The sequence below is a fragment of the Arenicella chitinivorans genome (assembly GCF_014651515.1).
In the GTDB taxonomy this organism is placed as follows: Bacteria; Pseudomonadota; Gammaproteobacteria; order Arenicellales; family Arenicellaceae; genus Arenicella; species Arenicella chitinivorans.
The window spans coordinates 526,915-548,764 of sequence record NZ_BMXA01000002.1; the positions used below are offsets into that span (position 1 = coordinate 526,915).

The window sequence follows — 21,850 nt, forward strand, 5'->3', positions numbered from 1 at the left end:
GTTAGATTAGGAGGTTAACTGGCTTTATTCAATGCTTTTTGGTAGATGCTGTTAATCGGTTTGGCGAATACGTTTCTGACCATCGGCTCAAATAGGCTTAACGCCAGCTTTGGTTTGCGTGCATCGAATGCTAAATCATCATACTTGCTAACGAAACGTTCTGTTTGCGCATAATGAGCATGGCCTTTAAGTGTGTCACGCAGATTACGATCCAAGCCGATGTGGTGAAAGAAGTTATAGCCTTGAACAATCGCATGGTGCTTAATCATCCAATAATTAGCTTCGGACACGAAAGGTTGCAAGATTGCCGCTGCAACATCGGCATGGTTGGTGCTGCCGAGCGTGTCGCCAATATCATGCAATAAGGCGCACACCACAAACTGTTCGTCTTCGCCAGCCTCGGCCGCCAACTCTGCCGTCTGTAGGCTGTGTTGCAAGCGATCCACAGGGAAACCACCGTAGTCATCGTCTAGCAATTGCATGTGAGCAAGAATACGGTCCGGCAGCTTGGAAAAAAACTGCATCTGTTCGCCCATAATCGCCTGCCAGTCATCGGCGGTGCTGTCTGACATTTTATTGAAATTTGCGTGCATGATCTCCTCATTGGCGGTTTCTTATATTTACAATAGTGTAAACCAACTTACGCGTGACTTCCTATTTGACGCAACTTAAGTATGATGTTGGCTCATAACTACAAGAGTAATCTCAGCGAAAATCATGGCGGCAAGCATGGCGAGTCGATTTTTGCGCGGGTTGCCACACAGGCTCGGGGTCAATGCATAGAATTCAAGTTCCGGTGATCGTGGGAATGCTCTGCATTGCGGTGTTGAGTTCGGCTAGCTCGACACACACCGAGGTTGAGTATGAGTGGCATTTAAAGCGTGATCGTGACGGCATTCAAGTGTATGTCAGTAAGGTCGCTGACTCCAAATTCAAAGCCATGCGAGCCCAGATGGTGGTGGAGACGCCAGTACGCAGCCTAGTCGCGTTGATTACGGATCTGGAAAACTGTCAGAAGTGGGCGCCGACCTGTAAGCGGGCGCACATTGTGACGCGCCTATCGCCGACTGAGAGTATTGTTTACTCACATAATAATTTGCCGTTCCCTGTTCGAGATCGTGTTGCGTATTCCCGAGTCGTTTGGACGGTTGATGCGCACACAGGCATCGTATTAATGCGCAGTCACGCGCTGTCGGATGATCAATATCACGTTCGTCGGGGCGTGATTCGGGTGACTGATGCGATGTCTGAATGGCGCTTTACGCCGCAGGCCGAGGGCCGGGTATTGGTAGAAAGCTTCGTGTATGCTGACCCAAATGGTGCGATTCCGGCGTGGCTCACCAACTTACTGATGGTCGATACGCCGTACGACACCATGCGGCAAGTACGCAAGTTGGCGCAGACCGAAAAATATCGGCAAGCATTGGTGCCATTTCTACCCTAGCAATTCAGTTCACACTGGTCATGCCGAGGCAACGTATACTCGGCGCTCACAACACCGAATAATTTCCACCTAACGAATAGATTCAAATCATGATTACACTTCATCATCTGCGTATTGGGCGTTCCATTTTTACTGTTTGGTTACTCGAAGAGCTGGCGCTTGATTATGAACTCAAGGTCTACCATCGTGACCCGGACACCATGCGTGCACAGGCGGATTTGAAGGCGGTACATCCGCTGGGTAAAAGCCCAGTCATTGAAGATGGGCCGCTGTTGCTCACCGAATCGAATGTTATTACCGCTTACTTGCTTGAAAAGTTCGATACCGAGCACAAACTGCATCCGGACAGAGGTGATCTCGCTGTTTGGGCGCAGTACAACCAATGGTTAGCGTATCCAGAAGGCTCGGTGTTCGCGCCTTTGTTGCTTAAGATGCTGACGCTGCGTAGTGGTGTCGATCATCCAGTAATTAGCCCGTTCAGTGACGCTGAAATCGCGTTGCATTTTGCGCACATCGCGGACCAACTGGGAGATCGGCCGTATATCCTAGGACAAGAATTCTCCGGTGCTGACTTTGGTATCTGTTACATGGTTTCCATGGCCGAGCGCCTGGGCCTGCTTACCTCGTATCCCAGCTTGCAGGCGTATTTGGGGCGATGCCGTGCGCGACCGGCGTTCGAACGCGCCATTGCGAAAGCGGTTGAGTAGGCAGGAGTTTGGCTGGCACATAACTTTCAGACCTGTGTTAAGGTCCGGATACATTCATCAACGGAGCTTATGCCCATGATCTCTTTCCGTTTGGTTTATTCTACTCTCGCAGCAGTATTAACATTGATTAGCGCAGGCACTACGACGGCTGCTGATCGCGTTAGTGGTGAGACATTCGCCCTTCGATCTCCGGTGTTGGCCAGCAATGCGATGGCCGCCACCTCGCAACCGTTGGCCACCCAAGTGGCGCTAGACATAATGCAGCGCGGAGGCAATGCCATCGATGCAGCGATCGCGGCCAACGCCGTTCTGGGGCTGGTTGAGCCGACTGGTAACGGAATCGGTGGTGATTTGTTCGCTATCGTGTGGGATGCAAAAAGCAAAAAATTGGTCGGATTGAACGGGTCGGGGAGATCGCCCAAGTCACTGAGCCTGCAATGGTTCAACGATCAGGGTTATGAGTCCATTCCGTCGCACGGGCCACTACCGGTAACGGTACCAGGCACTGTGGATGGCTGGTTCATGCTGCATAATCGTTTTGGCTCCAAACCGATGTCTGAGTTGTTAGCCCCAGCGATTCGGTATGCTGAGCAAGGGTTTCCGGTTACACAGCTTATCGCTTATTACTGGAATCGCTCAGTACCAATCCTGTCAAAATGGCCGGGTTTTACGGAGCAGTTCACGCTGCAAGGGCGCGCACCAAAGCAAGGGGAGATTTGGCGTAATCCGAATTTGGCTAAAACTCTTAAAATAATTGCTGAACAAGGTCGAAATGGATTTTATACGGGCCCAGTTGCCAAGGTGATTGCCGAGTACATGCAAGCGAATGGCGGCTTTTTATCGGTAGCGGATTTGGCTGAACATCGGGGCAATTGGGTGGATCCAGTCAGTACCAATTACCGTGGATACGACGTTTGGGAATTACCGCCCAATGGGCAGGGTATTGCCGCATTACAGATGCTGAATATGCTGGAAGAGTTTGACCTGGAGGCCATGGGGCGCGAATCAGCTGAATTCGTGCATCTATTTACCGAAGTCAAAAAAGTCGTATTCGAGGATCGTGCAAAATATTATGCAGACCCAGATTTCAACACGATTCCGTTGGCAACCTTGTTGTCCAAAGAGTACGCTCGCGAGCGGCTCAAGCTGATTGATTTAAGCGATGCCAGTGACGCGTTCGCTGCGGGTAATATTCTGTCGGAAGGCGACACCATTTACCTGACCACGGCCGACTCTGAAGGCAATATGGTATCTCTGATTCAAAGTAATTACCGCGGCATGGGGTCAGGTATGACACCACCGGGCCTGGGCTTCATCTTGCAGGATCGCGGCGAAATGTTTTCGCTGGAACCGGGCCATTTCAATCAATTTGAAGGCGGTAAACGACCTTTTCATACCATTATTCCTGCATTTGTGACCAAGAACGGTAAGCCTTGGATGAGTTTTGGTTTGATGGGCGGTGCCATGCAACCACAGGGGCACGTGCAGATTATCGTGAACATGATTGATTTTGATCTCGATGTGCAGGCGGCCGGCGATGCGCCTCGTATCCACCACACCGGATCCTCTGAGCCAACCGGCGAGCAGATGATGGACGGCGGTATACTGAATCTGGAAACCGGATACCCCTACGCTACCATTCGCGAACTTATGCGTTTGGGTCACAAAGTGCAATTCGCAAATGGCCCTTATGGAGGCTATCAGGCCATTCATCGCGCGGACAATGGCGTTTACTGGGGCGCGACCGAAACGCGTAAAGACGGTCATGCGGCTGGTTATTAGCTGATAGAATTACGGTTTAACGGTCTTGGTGTCAATGCTAACTTGGCGTCGCCAGTTGCAGCGGATTCATCGTGTGCTTGGCATTTCGGTATGCGCGTTTGTGCTCGTCATGAGTGTGACCGGCGTCTTGCTGGTGTGGAAAAAGGAATTCCTCTGGCTTAGCGTGCCTGGTGCAAAGGCTAAGGTGGAACGACAATGGGTGCCGGTGGCGATGGATCGTATCCAGGCCCACTATGCACCTGGCGAAGTGCGTTCGGTGCGGCTGTACAGCCTCGGTTTGGCGATCCACAAAGTGTATCTGACTGAACGCCGCTATGCGTGGTTTGATCAGCAAGGTCATTTTGTACAGCAGTGGCATTCCAATGAGCGTTTTGAAGACTGGTTGCTTGATCTGCATCACCGATTTCTTCTTGGCAATACTGTCGGACTCAACATTGCCGGAGTATCGGGTATCTTGGTGTTTTTACTGTGCATTCTTGGCGGCATTATCTGGTGGCCACGACGCCGTAGCTACCGGCTAGGGATCCGCCCTAAAAGCACGCGGCGCGAAGCCTGGCTAATAAGTCATGGTAATCTCGGGGTCAGTTTCGCGCTACCAATCATGTTGCTTGCATTCACTGGTGTACTTCTGGTTTATCCCAGTGAGTCGCGTTCGGTATTGGTGAGCCCCTGGGTACCGGCCGCGACGCCGACGACGATCCATAGCGATCAGGAATTTGCTGATTGGCGTCAACGGATCACCTTTGTGCACCAACAGTTTCCCGGCGCCGAGGTGCGCTGGATCTCGCCTGCGAGCGAGCGATTTCCAGCACACAGTATCGGGTTTCAACAATCTGATTCGCTGAATCCGACTGGCATCTCTTCGCTACGTTTTGCCATAGCGGAAGATGAGACAGCCATTACCAAATCCGATGCCCAGTCATGGACGGCACTGGAGCGTCTGTTTCGATTCAGCTATCCGTTACACACCGGCGAACTTGGCTTGTGGTATCGTCTGCTGCTCACAGTAACCGGGCTTGCTCTAGCCGGACTCATGCTGCTGTCGATGGTGTCCTATGCTCGTTCGAGCCAGCGCTGGCGATGAGCGTTTATGCCGCGTAACTGATGCATTCAAGCTCCAGATTGTCGTCCACCATCACGTAAAATCGTTTTCCTGGATCGTAATCTGCATGTTTGAATGGTTTAAGCCCAGCATCAAGCATACGCTGTTCGGTTTTCGCCAGATCATCCACCTCGATACCAATGTGGTTTAGATTACCAATCACGAGATGATTGAGGTCACTGGTTTTGTGATTTGGTGGACGATACAAAGCCAGGTAGCTCTCTGGGCCACCAACATGGACTGTGTAGCCATCATCCAAAGCGGGGCCAGACCAGCGGACCTGCCAATCAAATAACTGGCACAGGCGTTCTGCAAGGGTATCAGGGTCGGTCACCGTTAAGTTGGTGTGTTCGAGTTTTGGCATGTGTGAAAATCTCCGTATTAGAGGTTGAAAATTGTACTCTAATATCTAAACTTAACTTTAGATCAATAGTGGAGTGTGAGTTTTCTATGGTGAACGATCCAAGTCTCAGTATTGGGCAAGTGGCAAAGCGCACCGGGACGAATGTGTCGGCGATCCGGTTTTATGCAGATGAGGGTTTAATTCCGAGTATGCGCAGCGCCAGCGGCCATCGATATTTTGCGCGTTCGGTGATTCGGCGGGTTTCATTTATCTTGATTGCGCAGAATTTAGGTTACAGTCTGCAACAGATTCGTAATGCACTCGCTTCCTTGCCGGACAACCGAACGCCAACCAAGGCGGATTGGGATCGACTCGGGCGTCAATTCAGTCAGGACATCGATCAACAAATTGCCCGACTAACCCGATTTAAACAGAAGTTAAGTGGCTGTATCGGCTGTGGCTGTTTGTCACTGAAGAACTGTCATCTCTACAATCAGGAGGACAGTGCCAGCGAATTTGGGGCTGGCCCACGTTTTTTATTGGGCGATAAACCCAAAGCCCATGAGTGAGGTGAGGTTTGGTTTGCCGTGGTCCCCAGTTACGAAAAGTAACTGAGGACGCTGTACCCAGAGTGTTATTGCGACTCGCCAGACTCTGCGGTAATCACAATATCGGATTTCGGAAAGTCCGAGAACGGAAACGGACGCACGTCGGTGTTAAAGGTGACGTAACGAAGAATTTCCTGTACGTATTTACTCAAACTTTCGCCGAATTTAAGCAGGTAGTCATTCGGTTTAGATGTCAACAGGGTGAACAGACATTGTGCAATCACCACGGCGGCAATCACTAGTTGAGTCAGGTAAAAGATGAACCAGAACACGGCAACAAACAGCACGCGCATCCATCCAGTATTTCCTTCATATTGATCTGACATAGGGCACCTCAAAAAATTAGTTAGTGTATAAACTTTGGGGGCTGTCGGTGCGTTTTACAATGCTGACCGATAAAAAATTAACAATCGTCGTGAAATGGTCGCTCCTAAGGTTTTATCGGTTTCCCTATGTATAATCGAGACTTTACGATGTTGCTGGTTGACACAGCAGGACGCATGAGGAACATGATGAAACAATCGGCCAGCTCCGCTTTTGATGTGCGGCTTAGGTCTGTGACGCGTCACCAAATTTTGGTGCTGCTACTCATTTTAAGTACTTGGTCGCCAACCAGTGGGGCCAAGGAAGATTTCGCCGAGTATTACAGCCAGGTGTATCAGATACGCGTGATTTCGCCGCAGGCGGGAAGTAAGTCGTCGATTGGTTCTGGATTTCAGGTCAGTCGAGATGGTTTGATCATCACGAATTTCCATGTGATTGCCGCCTATGTACACGCCCCTGAGCGCCACAAAATTGAATATCAGTCACACACCGGTCAAAAGGGCAGCCTGACACTGTTAGACTTTGATGTCGTCAATGATCTGGCGCTGCTTCGGCACTCGAACCCAAGTGAAAAGACACTGCGCATGTCTGATGTCGCCTTGCTGAAAGGCCAAACTGTCTACGCGCTGGGTAATCCTCGCGATTATGGTACCAGTCTAGTTCAAGGTCCGAACAATGGGTTGGTGGAACACAGCTACGACGCACAGATTCTGTTTTCAGCCAGTCTCAATCCCGGAATGAGTGGTGGTCCAGCTCTAAACAGCGATGGTGAGGTAGTCGGTGTGAACGTGGCGACTGCGGGAAGCCAGTTGAGCTTTTTGGTGCCGGTGGCAAAAGCCAAAGCGCTGGTGGCTGCCGATCGTGAAGTATTGCAGCAGGACTACCAAGCTGAGATCGCGCGACAAATCAAAGTGTGGCAACGCGTGCGTGTGCAAGCGCTAATAGACAGCCCTTGGCCAACCGAAGAGTTCGCGGGTAAACCGTTGTTCGGCGAGATTCGTAAAGACTTTCAATGTTGGGGTTACACCAATGACGACGAGGAAGCACGCAAAGTCGCCGACGCATCTAAATCCTGTCGGGCCAGCAACACACTGTATCTAAACCATGACCTTAACGCCGGTGAGCTGTATTTCAGTTTTGCACACTCGCGCTCTTTAACGCTCTCGCCAACGCAGTTTGCCAGCACCATTCGGCCCTGGATGTCGGCCAATAATGATTCGAATTTTACACACTCAACCAATTATCAATGTCATGTAGATTTCTTGCGTGGTAGCGCATCTGAGAACATGTTTCAGCGCGCAACCGTGTGCGTGCGAACATACAAGAAAATGGCAGGTTTATACGACTCTCTGTTGTTATTGGAGCAGGTTGAGAACGAACAAAAGTGGGTCGCGCATTTGTCTGTCTCGGCCGTTGAGAAAGACCAAATTCAGCAAATAAATCACAAGTTTTTGGAGCACGTACAATGAGAACGCTGATCGTACTGGTGAATGATAAAAGCGGTGAGCGTATGGAGCGGGTCAGGCTAAAAAACACGCAGGCGAGTGTGATTGGTCGTGCCTGGCATAGCGATGTCATTGTACAGGACAAGTTTGTCGAGGCGGACCACCTTAGTATCCAACTTTCCGATGAAGGCTTATTACACGTTTGCGACCTTGATTCGACTAACGGGTCGACCATTGCGGGTAAGCCAGTCGAGGGCAGTGCTGTCTATCGGTTTGGGGACGTTATTCGGATTGGCGATACTAATCTGCAGATTTACGATGCGGCGGATGGTGTGGCTCCAGCGGCAGTCCGTTCCAGCTGGTTTCTACTCATCGATCGATTCAAAGGGGTGCCGGCTGTACTCGGATTAACACTGGTCGCACTGGCGCTGCATCTGGCTTCGTCCTGGCTATTCGCCAGTGAACCAGTGCTGGCCAATGATGTGGTGACCATTGTGATTACCGCTCTTGTGGTGTTGGTAGCTTGGACACTGCTGATGAGTTTCGGGAGCAAGCTGCTGCGAGGCGAAGGTAATATGCGCGCTTTTTGGGTGCTCGGTTGCCTGATTCTGGGCTTGCTTGAGATAGCCACCTTGCTACTGGCAATTCTGCGCTTCAATTTGCAGCGAGTTGATGTCGGCAGTCTGCTGTCGACAGTGACGTATTCTGCTATTGCGATTTTATTGCTGGTCGGTGCGCTGACTTTTGCCACGCATATGCAGCGCCGTTCAAAATGGGTGTTTTCTACGTTGCTGGTTTTAACTATCGTCGGACTGTTCCGCAGCGATGAGTGGCTAAAACCTGAGCATGAGAAATGGACGGCGCAAACGCAGACTGAGAGCGTTACTTTACCGCCTGCATTTTTATGGCGCGCGCCAGTCAGTTTGTCGCAGTTTGAATCAGATGCTGAGCGGGTCTTTGACTTCGAATTGGCTCAGGATTAGTCATGCATCGCCGAGAGTTCAGCGGCGACCATCTGCTCAACAACATCCGGTAAGGTTGATTTGGCCTGCCAACCCAGCTTATCGTACGCATGTTTAGGTGATCCCGCACTGCATGTCACATCATTCGGGCGCACAAATTGGTCGGAGACCGTAAGATAATCGCGATAATCTAGATCTACTGCCTCAAAACTCAAGCGCACAAAGTCTTCTAGGGTGTACACGGCACCGGTAGAGATGATGAAGTCATCAGGTTTGTCGTTTTGTAATGTGAGCCACATCGCTTCCACAAAATCGATCGCCCAACCCCAGTCGCGTTTGATGTTTAGATTGCCAAGCGTCAGCGAATCCTCGAGCCCTCTGGAGATACGACAGGCCGCAGCAACGATTTTCTTGGAGACAAAGTTCGGGTTGCGTAATATCGATTCGTGGCTGAACAAGATTCCGGAGCAGGCGAATAGGTTATAGGCCTGGCGATAATTAATCACCGACCAGTACGCCGATGCTTTAGCCACCGCATAGGGGCTCTTGGGTGCCAAGCGGCTGTGCTCGGTTGCCAAGTGATTTGGCAGTGCATCCGTATCACCGAAGCACTCACCGGAAGAAGCATTAAACAGGCGGCTTTTGAGTCCCAGAAACCGCATGGCTTCCATCACATTTAATACGCCCAGCGTAAAGGATCGGATGGTTTCAAACGGCAATTGAAAGGAGATGCCGACCGAGCTTTGCCCAGCCAGATTATAGATTTCGTCGGGCTGCGCTTCGTTCAACGCACTCAGAACCGATTTATAATCGGTGATATCCACCGTCATATAGTGGATGTCCTGATCGATACCCAGCACGTTGGGGTTACTGCGGACTTTGCCAACCGCATCGCGTGACGTGCCATAGACGGTATAACCTTTTTGCAGCAACAGTCGCGCCAGGTAGGCGCCGTCCTGACCGGTGACTCCGAGTATTAATGCGTTCATGCCGCGAGTGGAACACGCTCGTTAGCGAAAGTCAAAAGCTTCCTGAATGTAAGCCGAAGTTTGATAAAAAGCGACTGCCGGGGCACCACCAAACGTTGGGCTGCCTCTCCCGGCGGACGCTGACCGTGGGCAAGGGCCGACAAACCGTCTAATCTTTTTCGGGTCGAACCGAGATGGCGTAAGTTGATACCGTGCCGCTAACTTCGTTCGCGGTAATAAGAAACGGTTGTCCGCTGGCGCTGTCATCAGCAGAGACAAATACGATGCTCTCTGGGGCAATATCACCAGCTTCAGGTAAGTCTTCAACTGCTTCGGTATTGCGGGTCGTAAAGTAGTCCACAAAGGCTGCGTCGGCGGGGTTAGTAATGTCATAGACCATGACCCCGCCAGTTCGTTCGAGGCCAACAAAGGCGTAGACCCGGCCATCGACCTCGCCCAATGCTAACGCCTCGGGTTCGGGTCCCTTGTTGTCACTGCGGTCGTCGTCGATATTAAACAATCCGGGATCGTGCTGCGCAGTAATCTGTTCAAACTGATCACCGCTGTCGAATACCAGTTTGCCCTGTGCAGACCAAATTGAAAATGAACGTGCACCGTAGGCGAGCAAACGATCGGCTTTGCCATCGTCATCGGTGTCTGCACCGACTTTACTCACCTTAAGCCGACCAAGCTGATTTTTGCTGGTGAGTTTCGGATACGCCTGGATGAGTGTTTTACTCAAATTCATCTTGCCGACACGGGTTTCTTCTGAGTAGCCATCGTAGTCACGTGCATCGCCTTCATTGGCGGTAACGATAAAGGTTTCGCCGTCGACTGCATAACTCGTGATGGTATCCGGTTGATACATCCCTTCAACGGGCCAGGTTCGGATGTGGACACCGCCATCCTCGTCACTGGCGTCGATGCCATTGCCCGGAAGCGCGTGTGACTTGGTTCCAAGCGGAAGCAGCGCCGTCACCTTCGATGCCGCAATGTCGATAACAGCAAGGGCGTTGTTTTCCTGCAAGGCTACCCAAGCCGTTTGGGAATCGGCTGATACCGTAATGTATTCCGGTTCAAGGTCTTGCGCGACAGAGGCATTTTTGCCGAAAATTCGGATCGCCGGGTCGAGCGTCTGGGTATTGAATGCACTGAAATCAGCGGTGCGCACATCCGCCTGACTTTGCTGACGAATGTCCTCGCCAACAGGAATTAAACTGACCGACCCTTCCGGGTCGATCGTATAGTCATCGTTTGGCTCCCCTTCATTTGCGCTTAAAATCACATTGCCATCAGGGGTAAAGGTGACCATGTCGGGTAGGGCGCCGACCTTAAACGTGTTGAGGTGTTTACCCGTTAGGTCGAATACCACGATTGAACCCGGGTCGTGTTTTGGCTTAGCTGCGACGGCTACCGCGACCAATCCACGCTTGACTGCCACGCTGTTGGGCGACCCGTAGTCCTTGAGTTTGATCTGATTCACCAAAGCCGGCTTGTCTGGTTGAGCGAGGTTAAATACATCAATTGCGTTAGCAAACCCGTTGACAACATACGCTTGTCGGGTGGCCACATCGTAGCTGGCAATCTCGGCCGCCCCGTGATCATATGGGCCTGATTTAAATGTCCCGAGGGCGCGCAATTGGATTGTCTGCGTGCCGGTGATTTGGCTATCATCCGCAGCAGCGAAGTGCGAGAATAAGGCGGAAGCGGCAAATACGATAATTTTTCGAATCATGAGGAAGTTCAACTGCAAAGGCGCATGTTGCGAGGGTAGTGTAAGTGTGTAACATATTTTTTGACTGTGACATTATCATGACAGTGGCGCTGCAGCTCAGCGATCTTTGCTGCACTCTCTAAGCGTAGTTCTAGTTTATGAGTCGTTTAATTCCCGAATTAAAGTCGCTGGTTATGCTGGCTGCGCCGGTGTCGCTGACCCAGTTATGTCTGGTTGGTATGTCAGCCACCGATGTGGCCATCGCAGGTCAAGCTGGTACGCTAGAACTGGCTGGAATGAATCTGGGTGCCAATACCTGGAATATGATTATCTTTTTCTTCATGGGCGTTGGTTTTGCGACTCAGCCATTAATCGCGAAGCATTACGGTGCGCGGAATGATGCTGGCGTCAAGCACCAATTACATCAGTCTATCTGGATGTGCTTCGCGCTTGGTGTGTTAGCCACGTTAGTGGTCTGGGCTTGTGCCGCGCTATTCCAGTTCGCGCCTTTTGAAGACGATATGCGCACCATCGCGCAGCGCTACCTTCTGGCAATCAGTTTTTGCGCGATACCCATTACCTTGATCCCCGCGGTGCGCGGGACACTGGAAGGTATGAGTTTGACGCGCGAGGTGTTCATCGTAAACTTCTTGGCGTTTTTACTGAACATCCCCTTGGATTATATTTTAGTCAACGGCTTATTCGGTTTGCCCCGTCTGGGCGGAGTCGGTTGCGCCTGGGCGACAGTCGCTCTCATGTGGTTGGTGATGATTGCGTGTTGGCTGGTAATCCATCGCCATGGCGCAGTTCGCGAAAAACGATTGTTTCACCGTTTCGAGGCCCCCTCGATACCAACCATAGCTAAAACGTTGCGCCTAGGTCTGCCGATCGGCGTGTCGATTGTGATCGAGCTGAGTATGTTTGCCGGTGCTGGTATGATGATAGCGCTGTTCGGTGTGGTACAGGCAGGTGCTCATGCCGTGGCCATCACGGTCGCGTCGATGAGCTTTATGCTCTACATGGGGCTGGGGCAAGGGGTCACAATTCGCGCATCCCAATTCTTAGGTGCGGAACGCCCTGATGACGCATGGTATACCGTCAAGACGGGCACTGCGTTTAATCTGGCGATAGCGGCCGTGATTTGCGTGTTGTTTGTTTTGTTCGCGGAGCCATTGATCCGCTTATTTAACGACGATCCCGCCGTAATTCAGCTTGCGGTCGTGTTGCTGTACTTTGGCGCTGCGTTCCAATTGGCGGATTCGTTGCAAGTGGCGGTCATATGCGCGTTGCGTGCATACCACGACACCAGCAGCCCGCCGAAGTACCAAGTAGTGGCCTTTTTGATTTTTGGTTTGCCGATAGGTATGGCGCTCGCGTTTGGCTACGGCGCACCCAGCTTAACGGGGGCCAAAGGGATGTGGTTTGCCATGGTGGTAAGTTTGTTTATCGTCGGTTTGTTGCTGTTGTGGCGGCTGGCAACGCGCGCGCGCGAAGTTGCTGTGTGAGTTTTGTACAGATCATGCAACTGTTCGCTATACTGTGGGCCACGCAGTAACTAAATGAACGCTGATCTATGGGAATTGTGGTGACTATAGCCATGCTGTTTGGCTTGATCGTATTGCGACCGACGCCGTGGCGTCATGAGCCAAACAAGACCGTGGCCTTGCCAATGGTGGTTATTAGCGCTTTCTTGCTGAGTGTCTGCGGCTTGTGGAATGTGGGCTATGGCGTAGTGAATTTGACGGCGTTTTGGGGCTGGGCAGCGTTGTTGTCTGGGGTAACTATGGTGATCGCCGCTGCGGTGATCTTCCTCTACCATGGCCAGGCTGCACGCGTGACATTTACCTGGGTTGATATTATGAAGCCTTGGGTTACCGCGTTGCTAGCTGGTTTCTTTCTCTTGTACAGCGTCACGTTAGTTCAACTGAATCTTGGCTACTCAATCATCGGATGACTGTGGGCTCCTTTTAACGAATTGTCTATGTAACTTATCTATGAACTTAACATCTCTTATGCGCCGGTTGGCTTGGCTAACGCTGTTCACAGCGATCTTGTCTATTGGCACTACACAAGCGGCTACCGCGCCGGATCGCTCGGCATTACCGGCCGATATCAGTGCCATTGAATCAAAGCTAATTGAGTGGCGTCGACATCTGCACGCGAACCCAGAGCTCAGCAATCGCGAATTCAAAACGGCGAAGTACATTGCCGACCACTTGCGGGGTTTAGGGCTTGAGGTGCAGACCGGCATAGCGCATACCGGTGTGGTGGCAGTGCTCAAAGGTGGGCAGCCTGGCCCGTTAGTTGGTTTGCGGGCTGACATGGACGCGTTACCGGTGACTGAGCAAACCGACGTGCCGTTTGCATCCAAGGTAACCGACACCTATCGTGGTGAAGAAGTGGGTGTGATGCATGCCTGTGGGCACGACACGCACGTGGCGATCCTAATGGCAGTGGCAGAAGTGCTGGTGCAACGTCAGGTCGAACTAAAGGGCTCGGTAATGTTTATTTTTCAACCCGCGGAAGAAGGCGCGCCAGAAGGTGAAGAAGGCGGTGCCGAGCTGATGTTGAAACAGGGGTTATTCAAACCACAAACACCCGAGGCCGTATTTGGACTGCATACCACATCCAGTATCCCTGCCGGCATGATCGGTGTACGTTCAGGCCCACTAATGGCGGCATCAGACTCGTTTGATGTGACGGTGCACGGCCGACAAACACACGGCTCTCGCCCTTGGGATGGGGTTGACCCAATCACCGTGTCCGCGCAAATAGTGAATGCGTTGCACACCATCGTGGCGAGACAAACAGACGTTACGAAAGCCCCGGCTGTGGTGTCGGTTGGTGCCATTAAAGGCGGGATTCGCAGCAATATTATTCCGGATTCGGTGAATATGGTCGGCACGATTCGCAACTTTGATATGCAGATTCGTAACGACATTCATAAGAGTCTCGAACGGATCGTGCGCAATACCGCCGAAGCACAGGGTGCGACAGTCGATTTCAAAATTGATCTCGGGTACCCAGTGACCGTGAATGACCCAAGCTTAACAACTCAAATGATGCCGACGCTCGAACGTGTGTTTGGCAAAGGACGTGTTGTGGATCCTGGACTGATTACCGGGGCGGAAGATTTTTCATATTACGCGCTGGAGACACCGGGTGTGTTTTTCTTTTTGGGTGGAACTCCTGCTGGAACAGATCCGAAAGCCGCGCCAAGCAATCATTCACCCTTATTCTATGTGGATGAATCAGCCTTGATTAAAGGTGTTCAGGCGCTGGTTGAACTGACCATTGATTATCAGTCTCAAGCCAACTGATCGACCATAAAAAAACGCGCTCATGGTGATCACCAATGAGCGCGTTTTTATCCGTACGTCATGGATGACGTGGTTCGACTAAATCAGGCCTGTTGTTTGGTTACCCAGGCGTTAATTTTGTCTTCCAGTACATTTAGCGGCAGCGCGCCGTATTTCAGTACTTCGTCGTGAAATCCACGAATGTCGAACTTGTCACCCAATTGATCACGGGCTTGTTTGCGCAACTCCAATATCTTCATCATGCCAATTTTGTAGGCCGTGGCTTGTGACGGCATCACAATGTGACGTTCGACCATCTTGACGCCATCAGACACCGCGTTGGGCGTGTTGTCGGTGTAGTAAGCAATGCCTTCTTCACGCGTCCACTTTTTCGCATGGATGCCGGTGTCGACGACCAGACGGCAAGCGCGCCAAAGCTCCATCGCCAAGCGACCAAAATCTGAATATGGGTCTTCATACGCGCCGAATTCTTTGGGCAAATACTCCGAGTACAAACCCCAGCCTTCGGTATACGCAGTGTAGCCGCCAAACTTACGGAACTTTGGTACATTTTGCAGTTCTTGCTGGATCGCCAGTTGCATATGGTGGCCTGGAATACCTTCGTGATAAGCCAGAGCTTCCATCTGGTACGTTGGCATCGCTTTCATGTCATACAGGTTGGCGTAGTACAAACCTGGGCGTGAGCCATCTTCAGACGGCCGTTGGTAAAACGCTTTGCCCGCTGACTGCTCGCGGAACGGTTCCACGGCTTTCACACTCAGGTCCGCCTTGGGCTTGGTGATAAACATCGCATCAAGCTGACCTTTCATATTGTCAATCAACGCAGTGGCTTCGGCCAGGTAACGGTCTTTGCCAGCTTGGTCGTTGTTGTAATAGAACTGATCGTCTTCGCGCATAAATTGCATAAACGCTTTCAATTCGCCGTCAAACTTGACTTTGTCTTTAATGGCGCGCATTTCGTCGTGAATGCGAGCTACTTCACTCAAGCCGATTTCGTGGATTTGATCCGCAGTGAGGTCAGTCGTGGTGGTGCGCTTGAGCGCCACGTTGTAGAACTCATCGCCATTTTTCCATTTCCAAACACCGTCGTCGGTGGTGGCTTTGGTTTCCAGTTCGGTCAAGTGGGCGATCAGTTTTTCATAGGCGGGTTGTACTGAGGTAGTCAGCGCGGAGGTGGCCGCTGCGAGCAGTTCAGCTTTCTTTTCCTCGGTCAGTTCTGAACCTTCTTTCGCCGCAAGTGCATCGAGTTTGCCAGTGAAGTCGGCTAACAGCGTGCTTGGTTCGCCATCATCAAACGGCGCGCCGCTGATAATGTTTTTGCTGTCACGAATGACATGCGGGAACACAAATTTTGGCGGAATAATATTGGCCGCCGTGCGCGCTTCAATATTGGTAACCAATTGATCAAATAAGCCTTTGACACCATTGAGACGCGCCACATAGTTCTCCGCGTCTTTCACGCTGGATATGCGGTGTTGGTTGATCAAGAGTGAGACAACGCCAGAATGCGTGCCAAACATTTGATTAACCGGATAATTGTACAAGCGCCATTTATGGTCTTCGATTTCCTCTTCCAGTGCTTGTTTCAATAAGTCGTAACTCAACGAGGTTGCTTGATCGAGTTTGGCTTTGTCCAGCGTCTGCAATTCTGCCAGCTGTTTTTTGGTCAGCGCAAGGTTCTCTTCTGCTGCTTTGTCTGACCGATCAGTCCACTCATCAGCTCGTTCTTTACGACCCAAATAAGTCAGTGTTTCCGGGCTACGGGCGACGGATTCTTCAAAGAAGCGCTCATACATCGCATTGGCTTTTTCAGATTCCGAGATCGTTTCGGCAACGTTATCGACTACCGATTCACTTACCTGTGGCGCGGGCTCGGTCGCAACATTTGCTGCGGGTTGGTCTGCTTGACCGCAAGCAGTCAGCGCAGCGGCGACTGACAGAGTGACGAGCGATAATCTTAGCTTTGAAGGGCTCCGCGTGGCGGAAGTTTGCGCCGTTGATTTAGGCATGTGAATCTCCAATTGGTTAAACGTGACAGCATTGTAACAACAACACCAATTGGAGACGTTAAAAAATGGTATGGATCGTGAAGCAGCTCACTTAGAGTTGTACGACTAACCCTTCTTCGGCTGGGATTCGACCGGCGCAGATATCTGGGTAACGCTCTGCAAGTACAGCAAGACCATCTAATTCGGTGATGGAAAGCCATTTTCGGCTCATGCCAATGGTGCGCATCACGTAAGCGGTGGACCGGCGTTCAAACTCTTCGCCGCCCCAATCTTGAATGCGTTGTTGAATGTGACCCGGCGCGAAGAACATTTGACTACGAGCTTGGTTGATGCCGGCGGCGTGTTGCGGCTCTTCCCAATGTGTCAGTCCAACGTTGCTACAAAAACGCATATTGTCACCCAGATGCGTGTGCAATCGACTGAGCACGTCAGTGTTGGCTGACATGTCCACCACCACGGTTGGTTTTGCTGCGTCGATCTGAGTCAGGTCATCGTAAGTATACGCCTCATCATAAACACCGGTACTTTCTACAAAGGGTAGGTTGCGGCCAGATGTCAGTCCGATCACGGTTGGAGCTTGCTCATCCACGGATAACCCGGCGGCAAGACCCGAACTGGTTTTGCTGGATGCGCTGATGATAACCACTTGCTCAGCACCATGCCAGTTGGCACTTTCCAACATGTCGTGAATACAGAACGCTGTTAAGTGCAACACGAATAACAGCATGCGTTCATCATCCTGTGATCGGTTGTAACCGGGCTCGTTGTTGACACGGCGATACAGGTTATAACCAACTGGCAAATGCGCACGTGATGCGCCACCTTCGATCAGCGTACCGGGTGTGACGTTGACTGGTTTAAGCGTGAGTGATTCCGCCGGTGGAAAATAGCCAAATAAACGTTCACCAACCGTAATTTTATCAGTCTTGGATTCGACCACGTCCGCGAATCCCCAAACCGGAATAATGCCCCAGTCGCTGGCGTCTGTGCCGGAGGGTTGATAGAAGTCCCAGTACTTCAGTTTTTCCCCCATGACCGCGTAAGTTATGTTATTGGCTGTAAACGCAAAGCGGTCGACCTTTAATTTGATCTCACCATCTGCCAGGTCGACATCGGGTGCATCGCACAGGCGACATTGGTTAAAGTCTTTTTTATTCGTTTGTAGTTCTTGCATGGTATTCCTCACGCTTGGGTGGCGTAACGTTGGTGTTGTTGCATGGCCTGGGCCATTAAAGTCGGAATGTTGGCGATGACGTCAGGCACCAGTGCTTTCATTTTGCCCAACAGCGCCAGCTGCTCGGGTGTCGCCTCATCCGTTTGTTGAACCAGCGCGGTAAAGCCATCAAGCCGGTTTTCAATCAGCCAATCACGAAGGCCGGGTTCCTGCGACCAGCGGTACTGATTCTGCATTTGGGCCGCCGCGCCGACCAGCCAATCGACATCGTGATTGGGTAATGGTACTACTTTACAGAGGTCGTTTTTGATTGCCTCGTCGTCATAGTTGGCTTCTATGTGCGCGATGAAAGCGGCACTGAACACGGGCTGGTAGGAGCGTACCGTTTGCACCGTGATTGTATTGCCTTCGAACACCGGGTACTGCTCGGTAATCGGAACGGCGCGCGCTGAGCAGTCAATGTGCAGGGTGTTCGGTGTGGTTGGGATCGTGACCCCGTTAAATTGAATGTCATTTAATCCGAGTCGAGTAACTCGGCCATGTCGCACCACATTTTTGATCTTGCGTAACAGAGCGGCTTCTGCCTGACTTACGGTCGCGCCATGAAACATGGATGGTTTGACCGTGGGGTCGAGACGCAGCAACACGCCACTATTCTCTAGCTTCTCGAACAATTCATCTAGCGTTTTGGCGGTCGCCATTGCCTCCAATTGGGCTACCTGCGCACCGATGGAGTGCTGGAAAAACTCGCGAGTCGGTTGTGTGTTCTGGCGATCAATCCACCAAGCATCGCGTGGCATAATCCAAGTAATGTCATCGGGATTGACTTGGTTTTGCAGCAGCCACAAGCATGCGTCGATGCCAGTTTTTCCACCGCCAACAACTACATAGCCGTCTTGAGGTGAATGGGTATTCGGAAGGGCGTTTAGCGGCACAAAGTTAACGCCGGATTCAATCTCGAAATTCGGCGTGTGTGTAGCCGGTACTGAGGTTTTAAAGTATGTGCCATCAATGATTTTGTTGTTCACCTTTACCGAGTACTCGGTGTCCGACAGCATGGACGAAAATCGCCCGTCGCCTTGGTACGCGCACATGGGATAATACTGAACTCGGCCGGAAGGCAAGAAGGTATGTTTCATGACTTGATCGAAATACGCCAGTACCTCGTCACCGGAGGCCAGTTCATGCAGACCTTGATTTAAGCCGACGAGGTCTTTGCGGCCGGTACTGAGTTCGTGGGAACTTACCCCATAAAAGGCCGAAGGTTGATGCAGGGTGACAAACGAGTAGGCATCGTTCCAATGTCCGCCGGGCTTATGGTGTTTGTCCACAATTACGATGTTGGCGTCGGTCTCTTGTAAGAGCACATCGGCGAACGCCATCCCGACCGCGCCGCAGCCGACGATCAGGTAGTCCGTTTCGAGTTGAGTGACTGGCATGATAATAACTTCCTGTGAATTTTGAGCTGGTGAATAACAGTGTTATAAAATATGATAACAGTGTTATTTATGTCAAGTTATGATTTTGTTGAAATCACGAATGAGTGCACAAACCAAAATTCTAAATGCGGCGTCCGAACTGTTTCTCACCGGTGGTGTGGCGGCGTTGAGCGTGCGTGCAATTGCCAAGCAGGCTGGGCTTTCGACCATTGGTATCTACAGTCACTTTCAGGGCAAACAGGGCATTCTGGATGCGCTCTACATCGAAGGGTTTGAACTGGTGTCCGCAGCGATGAGTGTGGCAGAGGATGAGAATGTCACACTGGAGCATGTGTTAGCGGCCGCGCGTGGGTATCTGCGTGTTGCCAAGCAGCATGAGGCGCATTACCGACTTATATTTGGTGAAGCAGACGCGGGATACGAACCGTCTGAGCGTGCGCGCGCCGCTGCTGAAACCGCATTTGGTAGTCTGGTGTCTCATCTCGGCTTGTTTTTGCAAACCGAGAAACTGCAGGGTGACCGGTGGGTGTTAGCGATGGATGTTTGGGCGATTTTACATGGCTACGTGAGTATCGTGCATCACACGCATACGAAGCCCAAGTGGGACTGGCAAACCATGGCCATAAATGCAGTCAAGCATCATTTAAGTGCGCTAAAGCCAGTCTGAGTAGATTAGGAACGCGGCGAATCGACTGCATGGTAAGGGTGATTTATTGATTCGAGTTCAGCTAATTCTTCTTCGTCAAACCCCGCCAGCAAGCGCGCCGGAATATTGAACGGCCCGCGCAGTTGACCATGAAAATGTTGCTGGATAAGCGCCTTAAACGTGGTGCGTGGGTCCAGATTTCGTTGCCCGCAATGGTATTTAAACCAATGAGAGCCAATACGCACGTGCTCCACTTCGTCTTGGTATATAACCTTCAAAATATCAATAGCCTCTTGATCTTCAACTCGGTCCAGTCGCGCAATCAAGCCAGGCGTCACGTCCAGCCCACGTGCTTCAAGTACGCGCGGCACCAACGCCATGCGCGCCAGCACATCGTAGTCGGTTTCGACAGTCATGGACCACAAGCCATTGTGAGCTGGATAGGCACCGTACTCGCAATCGTGGTTGGTCAAATAACGGTTAATCAGTTGAAAGTGGCGTGCCTCATCTTGCGCAACACGAAGCCAATCGATGTAATACTGTCGTGGTTGTTGGCGAAACCGATAGGCCGCATCTAAGGCCAAATTGATGGCGTTGTATTCGATGTGCGCAACTGAATGCATCAGGATGTTGCGCCCTTGTTGGGTGCTGATACCACGGCGTTTTAAGTCCTTTGGCGCAACCAATTGAAGGGCCGACGGGTAGCCGGGTTGGTCAATCTTACGGGCCGGTGTGTCATCTCGACTGCCCTGAGTCAGCATCTCATCCGACAGCGCCAAGGCCAGCACGCCTTCACTCTTTTGTTTTGGATCTGTTTCTAGGATTAGATTCAGAAGTTGACGGTTGACGTGTTGCATGGTGCTTTAAAGTGCGTTCAAAACGAAATGGCGGTGGCGACGAGCCGGTATTATACGCGCAGTCGTCAGATCGGTGGAAAAGCACAGCCTGTTACTGTGGATATCCACCGGTTGTTGAACCAACTTGGGCCGAAATCGCAGGGCATCTATTGTAAGTTGTTGAAATTAAACAAAACATCAATGTTGGCATGGGCTTTGCTCAGTGTTTAGTGAGTACACTGACATCCTAATGGGATCACAGTGTTATATTTAACTTACAATTGATTAGGAGAAAATCATGGCTAAATCAAGCACAACACGAATTCAACAGGTTGCAAACAAAGCGCATGACGCAGTAGACAAAACTGCCGACGCTGCAGAAAACGTGGATGCGCGTGTGCGAGAAACCGCAGAACAGGTCAAAGCCAAAACCAATGAATCAGTCGACACCATGAAAACAGCCTCGGCTAACGCGCAGCAAACAGTCACTGACTATGTTAACGACAACCCAATGAAAGCACTGGGTATCGCTTTTGGTGCGGGCGTGATTGCAACCGCGATATTGCGTAAATAGTAGATGGCGCAGCAATCGAAAACAGAGCAACGGCTGGCCGATGACGGTCAGCCGTCCGCCGGTCATTCCTCGCCGCAGCCAGATCACACGTTGTTGCATGGCCTCACTGCCGCATTTGCGTCGGCACTCGGCTACGTTCGAGCGAACATAGATCTTGCCATGCTCGAAGCGAGGCTGGCGGCGCACAGCGTGATCCTTATGCTAATCGCGGGCCTGCTGTCGGTGCTTTTATTGTTCAGCGCTTGGGGATTGCTCAACTACGCTCTCGTGCTTTGGCTCACCAGTGCGGATATACTTTCATTGTTGCAGTCGACGCTACTGGTCGCAGGCATCAATTTGCTCGCCGCGCTTGTATTGCTCGTATGGTTGGCACAGTTGTCCAAACCGCTGGCATTCCCGCAGACCCGAGAGATGTTGCGATCACATGACCACAAAGACTTAAACTAGGTGACA

At 51.4% G+C, this 21,850-nt stretch carries 22 protein-coding genes; 13 read left to right on the forward strand and 9 right to left on the reverse strand.

All coding sequences use genetic code 11. The features are described 5' to 3' along the window. Nucleotides 1-14: 14 nt before the first annotated feature. A complete protein-coding gene (locus IE055_RS07580) occupies nt 15-593 on the reverse strand; it encodes an HD domain-containing protein (RefSeq protein ID WP_189399462.1) in 579 nt (192 codons plus the stop codon). Nucleotides 594-775: 182 nt separating this feature from the next. On the opposite strand from IE055_RS07580, the gene IE055_RS07585 reads away from it, so the two are divergent. From IE055_RS07585 to IE055_RS07600, 4 genes are all read left to right on the forward strand, one after another. Continuing rightward, on the forward strand, nt 776-1,444 hold the full coding sequence (locus IE055_RS07585; protein WP_189399464.1) for an START domain-containing protein: 669 nt from the start codon (nt 776-778) through the stop codon (nt 1,442-1,444). Between the two features lie 89 nt (nt 1,445-1,533). Beyond that, nucleotides 1,534-2,151, forward strand: coding sequence for a glutathione S-transferase family protein (locus tag IE055_RS07590; RefSeq protein ID WP_189399466.1), 618 nt, complete (start codon nt 1,534-1,536; stop codon nt 2,149-2,151). A gap of 75 nt (nt 2,152-2,226) precedes the next feature. Further along, on the forward strand, nt 2,227-3,933 hold the full coding sequence (ggt, locus tag IE055_RS07595; RefSeq protein ID WP_189399469.1) for a gamma-glutamyltransferase: 1,707 nt from the start codon (nt 2,227-2,229) through the stop codon (nt 3,931-3,933). 34 nt (nt 3,934-3,967) lie between these two features. Further along, nucleotides 3,968-5,017, forward strand: coding sequence for a PepSY-associated TM helix domain-containing protein (locus IE055_RS07600; RefSeq protein ID WP_189399470.1), 1,050 nt, complete (start codon nt 3,968-3,970; stop codon nt 5,015-5,017). Between the two features lie 4 nt (nt 5,018-5,021). Here IE055_RS07600 and IE055_RS07605 read toward each other — a convergent pair whose 3' ends face one another. Further along, nucleotides 5,022-5,399 carry a VOC family protein gene (locus IE055_RS07605; RefSeq protein WP_189399472.1) on the reverse strand — a complete coding sequence of 126 codons (378 nt, stop codon included), beginning with the start codon at nt 5,397-5,399 and terminating at the stop codon, nt 5,022-5,024. 86 nt (nt 5,400-5,485) lie between these two features. On the opposite strand from IE055_RS07605, the gene soxR reads away from it, so the two are divergent. Then, nucleotides 5,486-5,947, forward strand: a complete 462-nt coding sequence (gene soxR, locus IE055_RS07610) for a redox-sensitive transcriptional activator SoxR (RefSeq protein ID WP_189399473.1) — start codon at nt 5,486-5,488, stop codon at nt 5,945-5,947. Nucleotides 5,948-6,012: 65 nt separating this feature from the next. Here soxR and IE055_RS07615 read toward each other — a convergent pair whose 3' ends face one another. Beyond that, nucleotides 6,013-6,312, reverse strand: coding sequence for a DUF4389 domain-containing protein (locus tag IE055_RS07615; protein ID WP_189399475.1), 300 nt, complete (start codon nt 6,310-6,312; stop codon nt 6,013-6,015). 183 nt (nt 6,313-6,495) lie between these two features. Here IE055_RS07615 and IE055_RS07620 point away from each other — a divergent pair, with 183 nt between their 5' ends. Both IE055_RS07620 and IE055_RS07625 read left to right on the forward strand, forming a co-directional pair. After that, the gene (locus tag IE055_RS07620; RefSeq protein ID WP_229794189.1) at nt 6,496-7,779 is read left to right on the forward strand and encodes a S1C family serine protease; all 1,284 of its coding nucleotides are present in this window, start codon (nt 6,496-6,498) and stop codon (nt 7,777-7,779) included. Next, the gene (locus tag IE055_RS07625) at nt 7,776-8,738 is read left to right on the forward strand and encodes an FHA domain-containing protein (RefSeq protein ID WP_189399478.1); all 963 of its coding nucleotides are present in this window, start codon (nt 7,776-7,778) and stop codon (nt 8,736-8,738) included. Before IE055_RS07620 ends, IE055_RS07625 begins: the two co-directional genes overlap by 4 nt. On the opposite strand, the gene IE055_RS07630 is transcribed toward IE055_RS07625, so the two are convergent. Further along, nucleotides 8,735-9,706: a GDP-mannose 4,6-dehydratase gene (locus IE055_RS07630; protein WP_189399480.1), complete on the reverse strand. Its 972-nt coding sequence runs from the start codon at nt 9,704-9,706 to the stop codon at nt 8,735-8,737. The two genes, IE055_RS07625 and IE055_RS07630, sit on opposite strands and share 4 nt — an antisense overlap. 148 nt (nt 9,707-9,854) lie before the next feature. Continuing rightward, nucleotides 9,855-11,420: a choice-of-anchor I family protein gene (locus IE055_RS07635; RefSeq protein ID WP_189399482.1), complete on the reverse strand. Its 1,566-nt coding sequence runs from the start codon at nt 11,418-11,420 to the stop codon at nt 9,855-9,857. Between the two features lie 137 nt (nt 11,421-11,557). On the opposite strand from IE055_RS07635, the gene IE055_RS07640 reads away from it, so the two are divergent. The 3 genes from IE055_RS07640 (at nt 11,558) to IE055_RS07650 (ending at nt 14,719) form a co-directional block, all read left to right on the forward strand. Continuing rightward, nucleotides 11,558-12,904, forward strand: a complete 1,347-nt coding sequence (locus tag IE055_RS07640; protein WP_189399483.1) for an MATE family efflux transporter — start codon at nt 11,558-11,560, stop codon at nt 12,902-12,904. An 80-nt stretch (nt 12,905-12,984) separates the two neighbouring features. Further along, a complete protein-coding gene (locus IE055_RS07645; protein ID WP_229794190.1) occupies nt 12,985-13,353 on the forward strand; it encodes a hypothetical protein in 369 nt (122 codons plus the stop codon). A 40-nt stretch (nt 13,354-13,393) separates the two neighbouring features. Continuing rightward, nucleotides 13,394-14,719: an amidohydrolase gene (locus IE055_RS07650; RefSeq protein ID WP_229794191.1), complete on the forward strand. Its 1,326-nt coding sequence runs from the start codon at nt 13,394-13,396 to the stop codon at nt 14,717-14,719. Nucleotides 14,720-14,802: 83 nt separating this feature from the next. Here the strand turns inward: IE055_RS07650 and IE055_RS07655 are convergent, their stop codons facing one another. The 3 genes from IE055_RS07655 to IE055_RS07665 form a co-directional block, all read right to left on the reverse strand. Then, on the reverse strand, nt 14,803-16,728 hold the full coding sequence (locus tag IE055_RS07655; RefSeq protein WP_189399486.1) for a DUF885 domain-containing protein: 1,926 nt from the start codon (nt 16,726-16,728) through the stop codon (nt 14,803-14,805). 91 nt (nt 16,729-16,819) lie between these two features. Further along, nucleotides 16,820-17,902 (reverse strand): DUF2855 family protein, encoded by a 1,083-nt coding sequence (locus IE055_RS07660; protein WP_189399488.1) that lies wholly within the window; start codon nt 17,900-17,902, stop codon nt 16,820-16,822. Between the two features lie 8 nt (nt 17,903-17,910). After that, the gene (locus IE055_RS07665; protein WP_189399490.1) at nt 17,911-19,341 is read right to left on the reverse strand and encodes an NAD(P)-binding protein; all 1,431 of its coding nucleotides are present in this window, start codon (nt 19,339-19,341) and stop codon (nt 17,911-17,913) included. 100 nt (nt 19,342-19,441) lie between these two features. Here IE055_RS07665 and IE055_RS07670 point away from each other — a divergent pair, with 100 nt between their 5' ends. Beyond that, on the forward strand, nt 19,442-20,008 hold the full coding sequence (locus IE055_RS07670; protein ID WP_189399493.1) for a TetR/AcrR family transcriptional regulator: 567 nt from the start codon (nt 19,442-19,444) through the stop codon (nt 20,006-20,008). Between the two features lie 5 nt (nt 20,009-20,013). Here IE055_RS07670 and IE055_RS07675 read toward each other — a convergent pair whose 3' ends face one another. Then, on the reverse strand, nt 20,014-20,844 hold the full coding sequence (locus IE055_RS07675; RefSeq protein ID WP_189399496.1) for a ferritin-like domain-containing protein: 831 nt from the start codon (nt 20,842-20,844) through the stop codon (nt 20,014-20,016). Nucleotides 20,845-21,121: 277 nt separating this feature from the next. On the opposite strand from IE055_RS07675, the gene IE055_RS07680 reads away from it, so the two are divergent. Both IE055_RS07680 and IE055_RS07685 read left to right on the forward strand, forming a co-directional pair. Beyond that, complete coding sequence (locus IE055_RS07680) at nt 21,122-21,397, forward strand: DUF883 family protein (protein WP_189399498.1); 276 nt, start codon at nt 21,122-21,124, stop codon at nt 21,395-21,397. Nucleotides 21,398-21,400: 3 nt separating this feature from the next. Then, a complete protein-coding gene (locus tag IE055_RS07685) occupies nt 21,401-21,844 on the forward strand; it encodes a phage holin family protein (RefSeq protein ID WP_189399500.1) in 444 nt (147 codons plus the stop codon). Nucleotides 21,845-21,850: the final 6 nt, after the last annotated feature.

What these genes read in the sequence shown, in the direction of transcription:
- IE055_RS07580 (WP_189399462.1), bottom strand. Translation starts at nt 593, where the DNA reads ATGCACGCAAATTTCAATAAAATGTCAGACAGCACCGCCGATGACTGG.
- IE055_RS07585 (WP_189399464.1), top strand. Translation starts at nt 776, where the DNA reads ATGCATAGAATTCAAGTTCCGGTGATCGTGGGAATGCTCTGCATTGCG.
- IE055_RS07590 (WP_189399466.1), top strand. Translation starts at nt 1,534, where the DNA reads ATGATTACACTTCATCATCTGCGTATTGGGCGTTCCATTTTTACTGTT.
- ggt (WP_189399469.1), top strand. Translation starts at nt 2,227, where the DNA reads ATGATCTCTTTCCGTTTGGTTTATTCTACTCTCGCAGCAGTATTAACA.
- IE055_RS07600 (WP_189399470.1), top strand. Translation starts at nt 3,968, where the DNA reads ATGCTAACTTGGCGTCGCCAGTTGCAGCGGATTCATCGTGTGCTTGGC.
- IE055_RS07605 (WP_189399472.1), bottom strand. Translation starts at nt 5,399, where the DNA reads ATGCCAAAACTCGAACACACCAACTTAACGGTGACCGACCCTGATACC.
- soxR (WP_189399473.1), top strand. Translation starts at nt 5,486, where the DNA reads ATGGTGAACGATCCAAGTCTCAGTATTGGGCAAGTGGCAAAGCGCACC.
- IE055_RS07615 (WP_189399475.1), bottom strand. Translation starts at nt 6,312, where the DNA reads ATGTCAGATCAATATGAAGGAAATACTGGATGGATGCGCGTGCTGTTT.
- IE055_RS07620 (WP_229794189.1), top strand. Translation starts at nt 6,496, where the DNA reads ATGATGAAACAATCGGCCAGCTCCGCTTTTGATGTGCGGCTTAGGTCT.
- IE055_RS07625 (WP_189399478.1), top strand. Translation starts at nt 7,776, where the DNA reads ATGAGAACGCTGATCGTACTGGTGAATGATAAAAGCGGTGAGCGTATG.
- IE055_RS07630 (WP_189399480.1), bottom strand. Translation starts at nt 9,706, where the DNA reads ATGAACGCATTAATACTCGGAGTCACCGGTCAGGACGGCGCCTACCTG.
- IE055_RS07635 (WP_189399482.1), bottom strand. Translation starts at nt 11,420, where the DNA reads ATGATTCGAAAAATTATCGTATTTGCCGCTTCCGCCTTATTCTCGCAC.
- IE055_RS07640 (WP_189399483.1), top strand. Translation starts at nt 11,558, where the DNA reads ATGAGTCGTTTAATTCCCGAATTAAAGTCGCTGGTTATGCTGGCTGCG.
- IE055_RS07650 (WP_229794191.1), top strand. Translation starts at nt 13,394, where the DNA reads ATGAACTTAACATCTCTTATGCGCCGGTTGGCTTGGCTAACGCTGTTC.
- IE055_RS07655 (WP_189399486.1), bottom strand. Translation starts at nt 16,728, where the DNA reads ATGCCTAAATCAACGGCGCAAACTTCCGCCACGCGGAGCCCTTCAAAG.
- IE055_RS07660 (WP_189399488.1), bottom strand. Translation starts at nt 17,902, where the DNA reads ATGCAAGAACTACAAACGAATAAAAAAGACTTTAACCAATGTCGCCTG.
- IE055_RS07665 (WP_189399490.1), bottom strand. Translation starts at nt 19,341, where the DNA reads ATGCCAGTCACTCAACTCGAAACGGACTACCTGATCGTCGGCTGCGGC.
- IE055_RS07670 (WP_189399493.1), top strand. Translation starts at nt 19,442, where the DNA reads ATGAGTGCACAAACCAAAATTCTAAATGCGGCGTCCGAACTGTTTCTC.
- IE055_RS07675 (WP_189399496.1), bottom strand. Translation starts at nt 20,844, where the DNA reads ATGCAACACGTCAACCGTCAACTTCTGAATCTAATCCTAGAAACAGAT.
- IE055_RS07680 (WP_189399498.1), top strand. Translation starts at nt 21,122, where the DNA reads ATGGCTAAATCAAGCACAACACGAATTCAACAGGTTGCAAACAAAGCG.
- IE055_RS07685 (WP_189399500.1), top strand. Translation starts at nt 21,401, where the DNA reads ATGGCGCAGCAATCGAAAACAGAGCAACGGCTGGCCGATGACGGTCAG.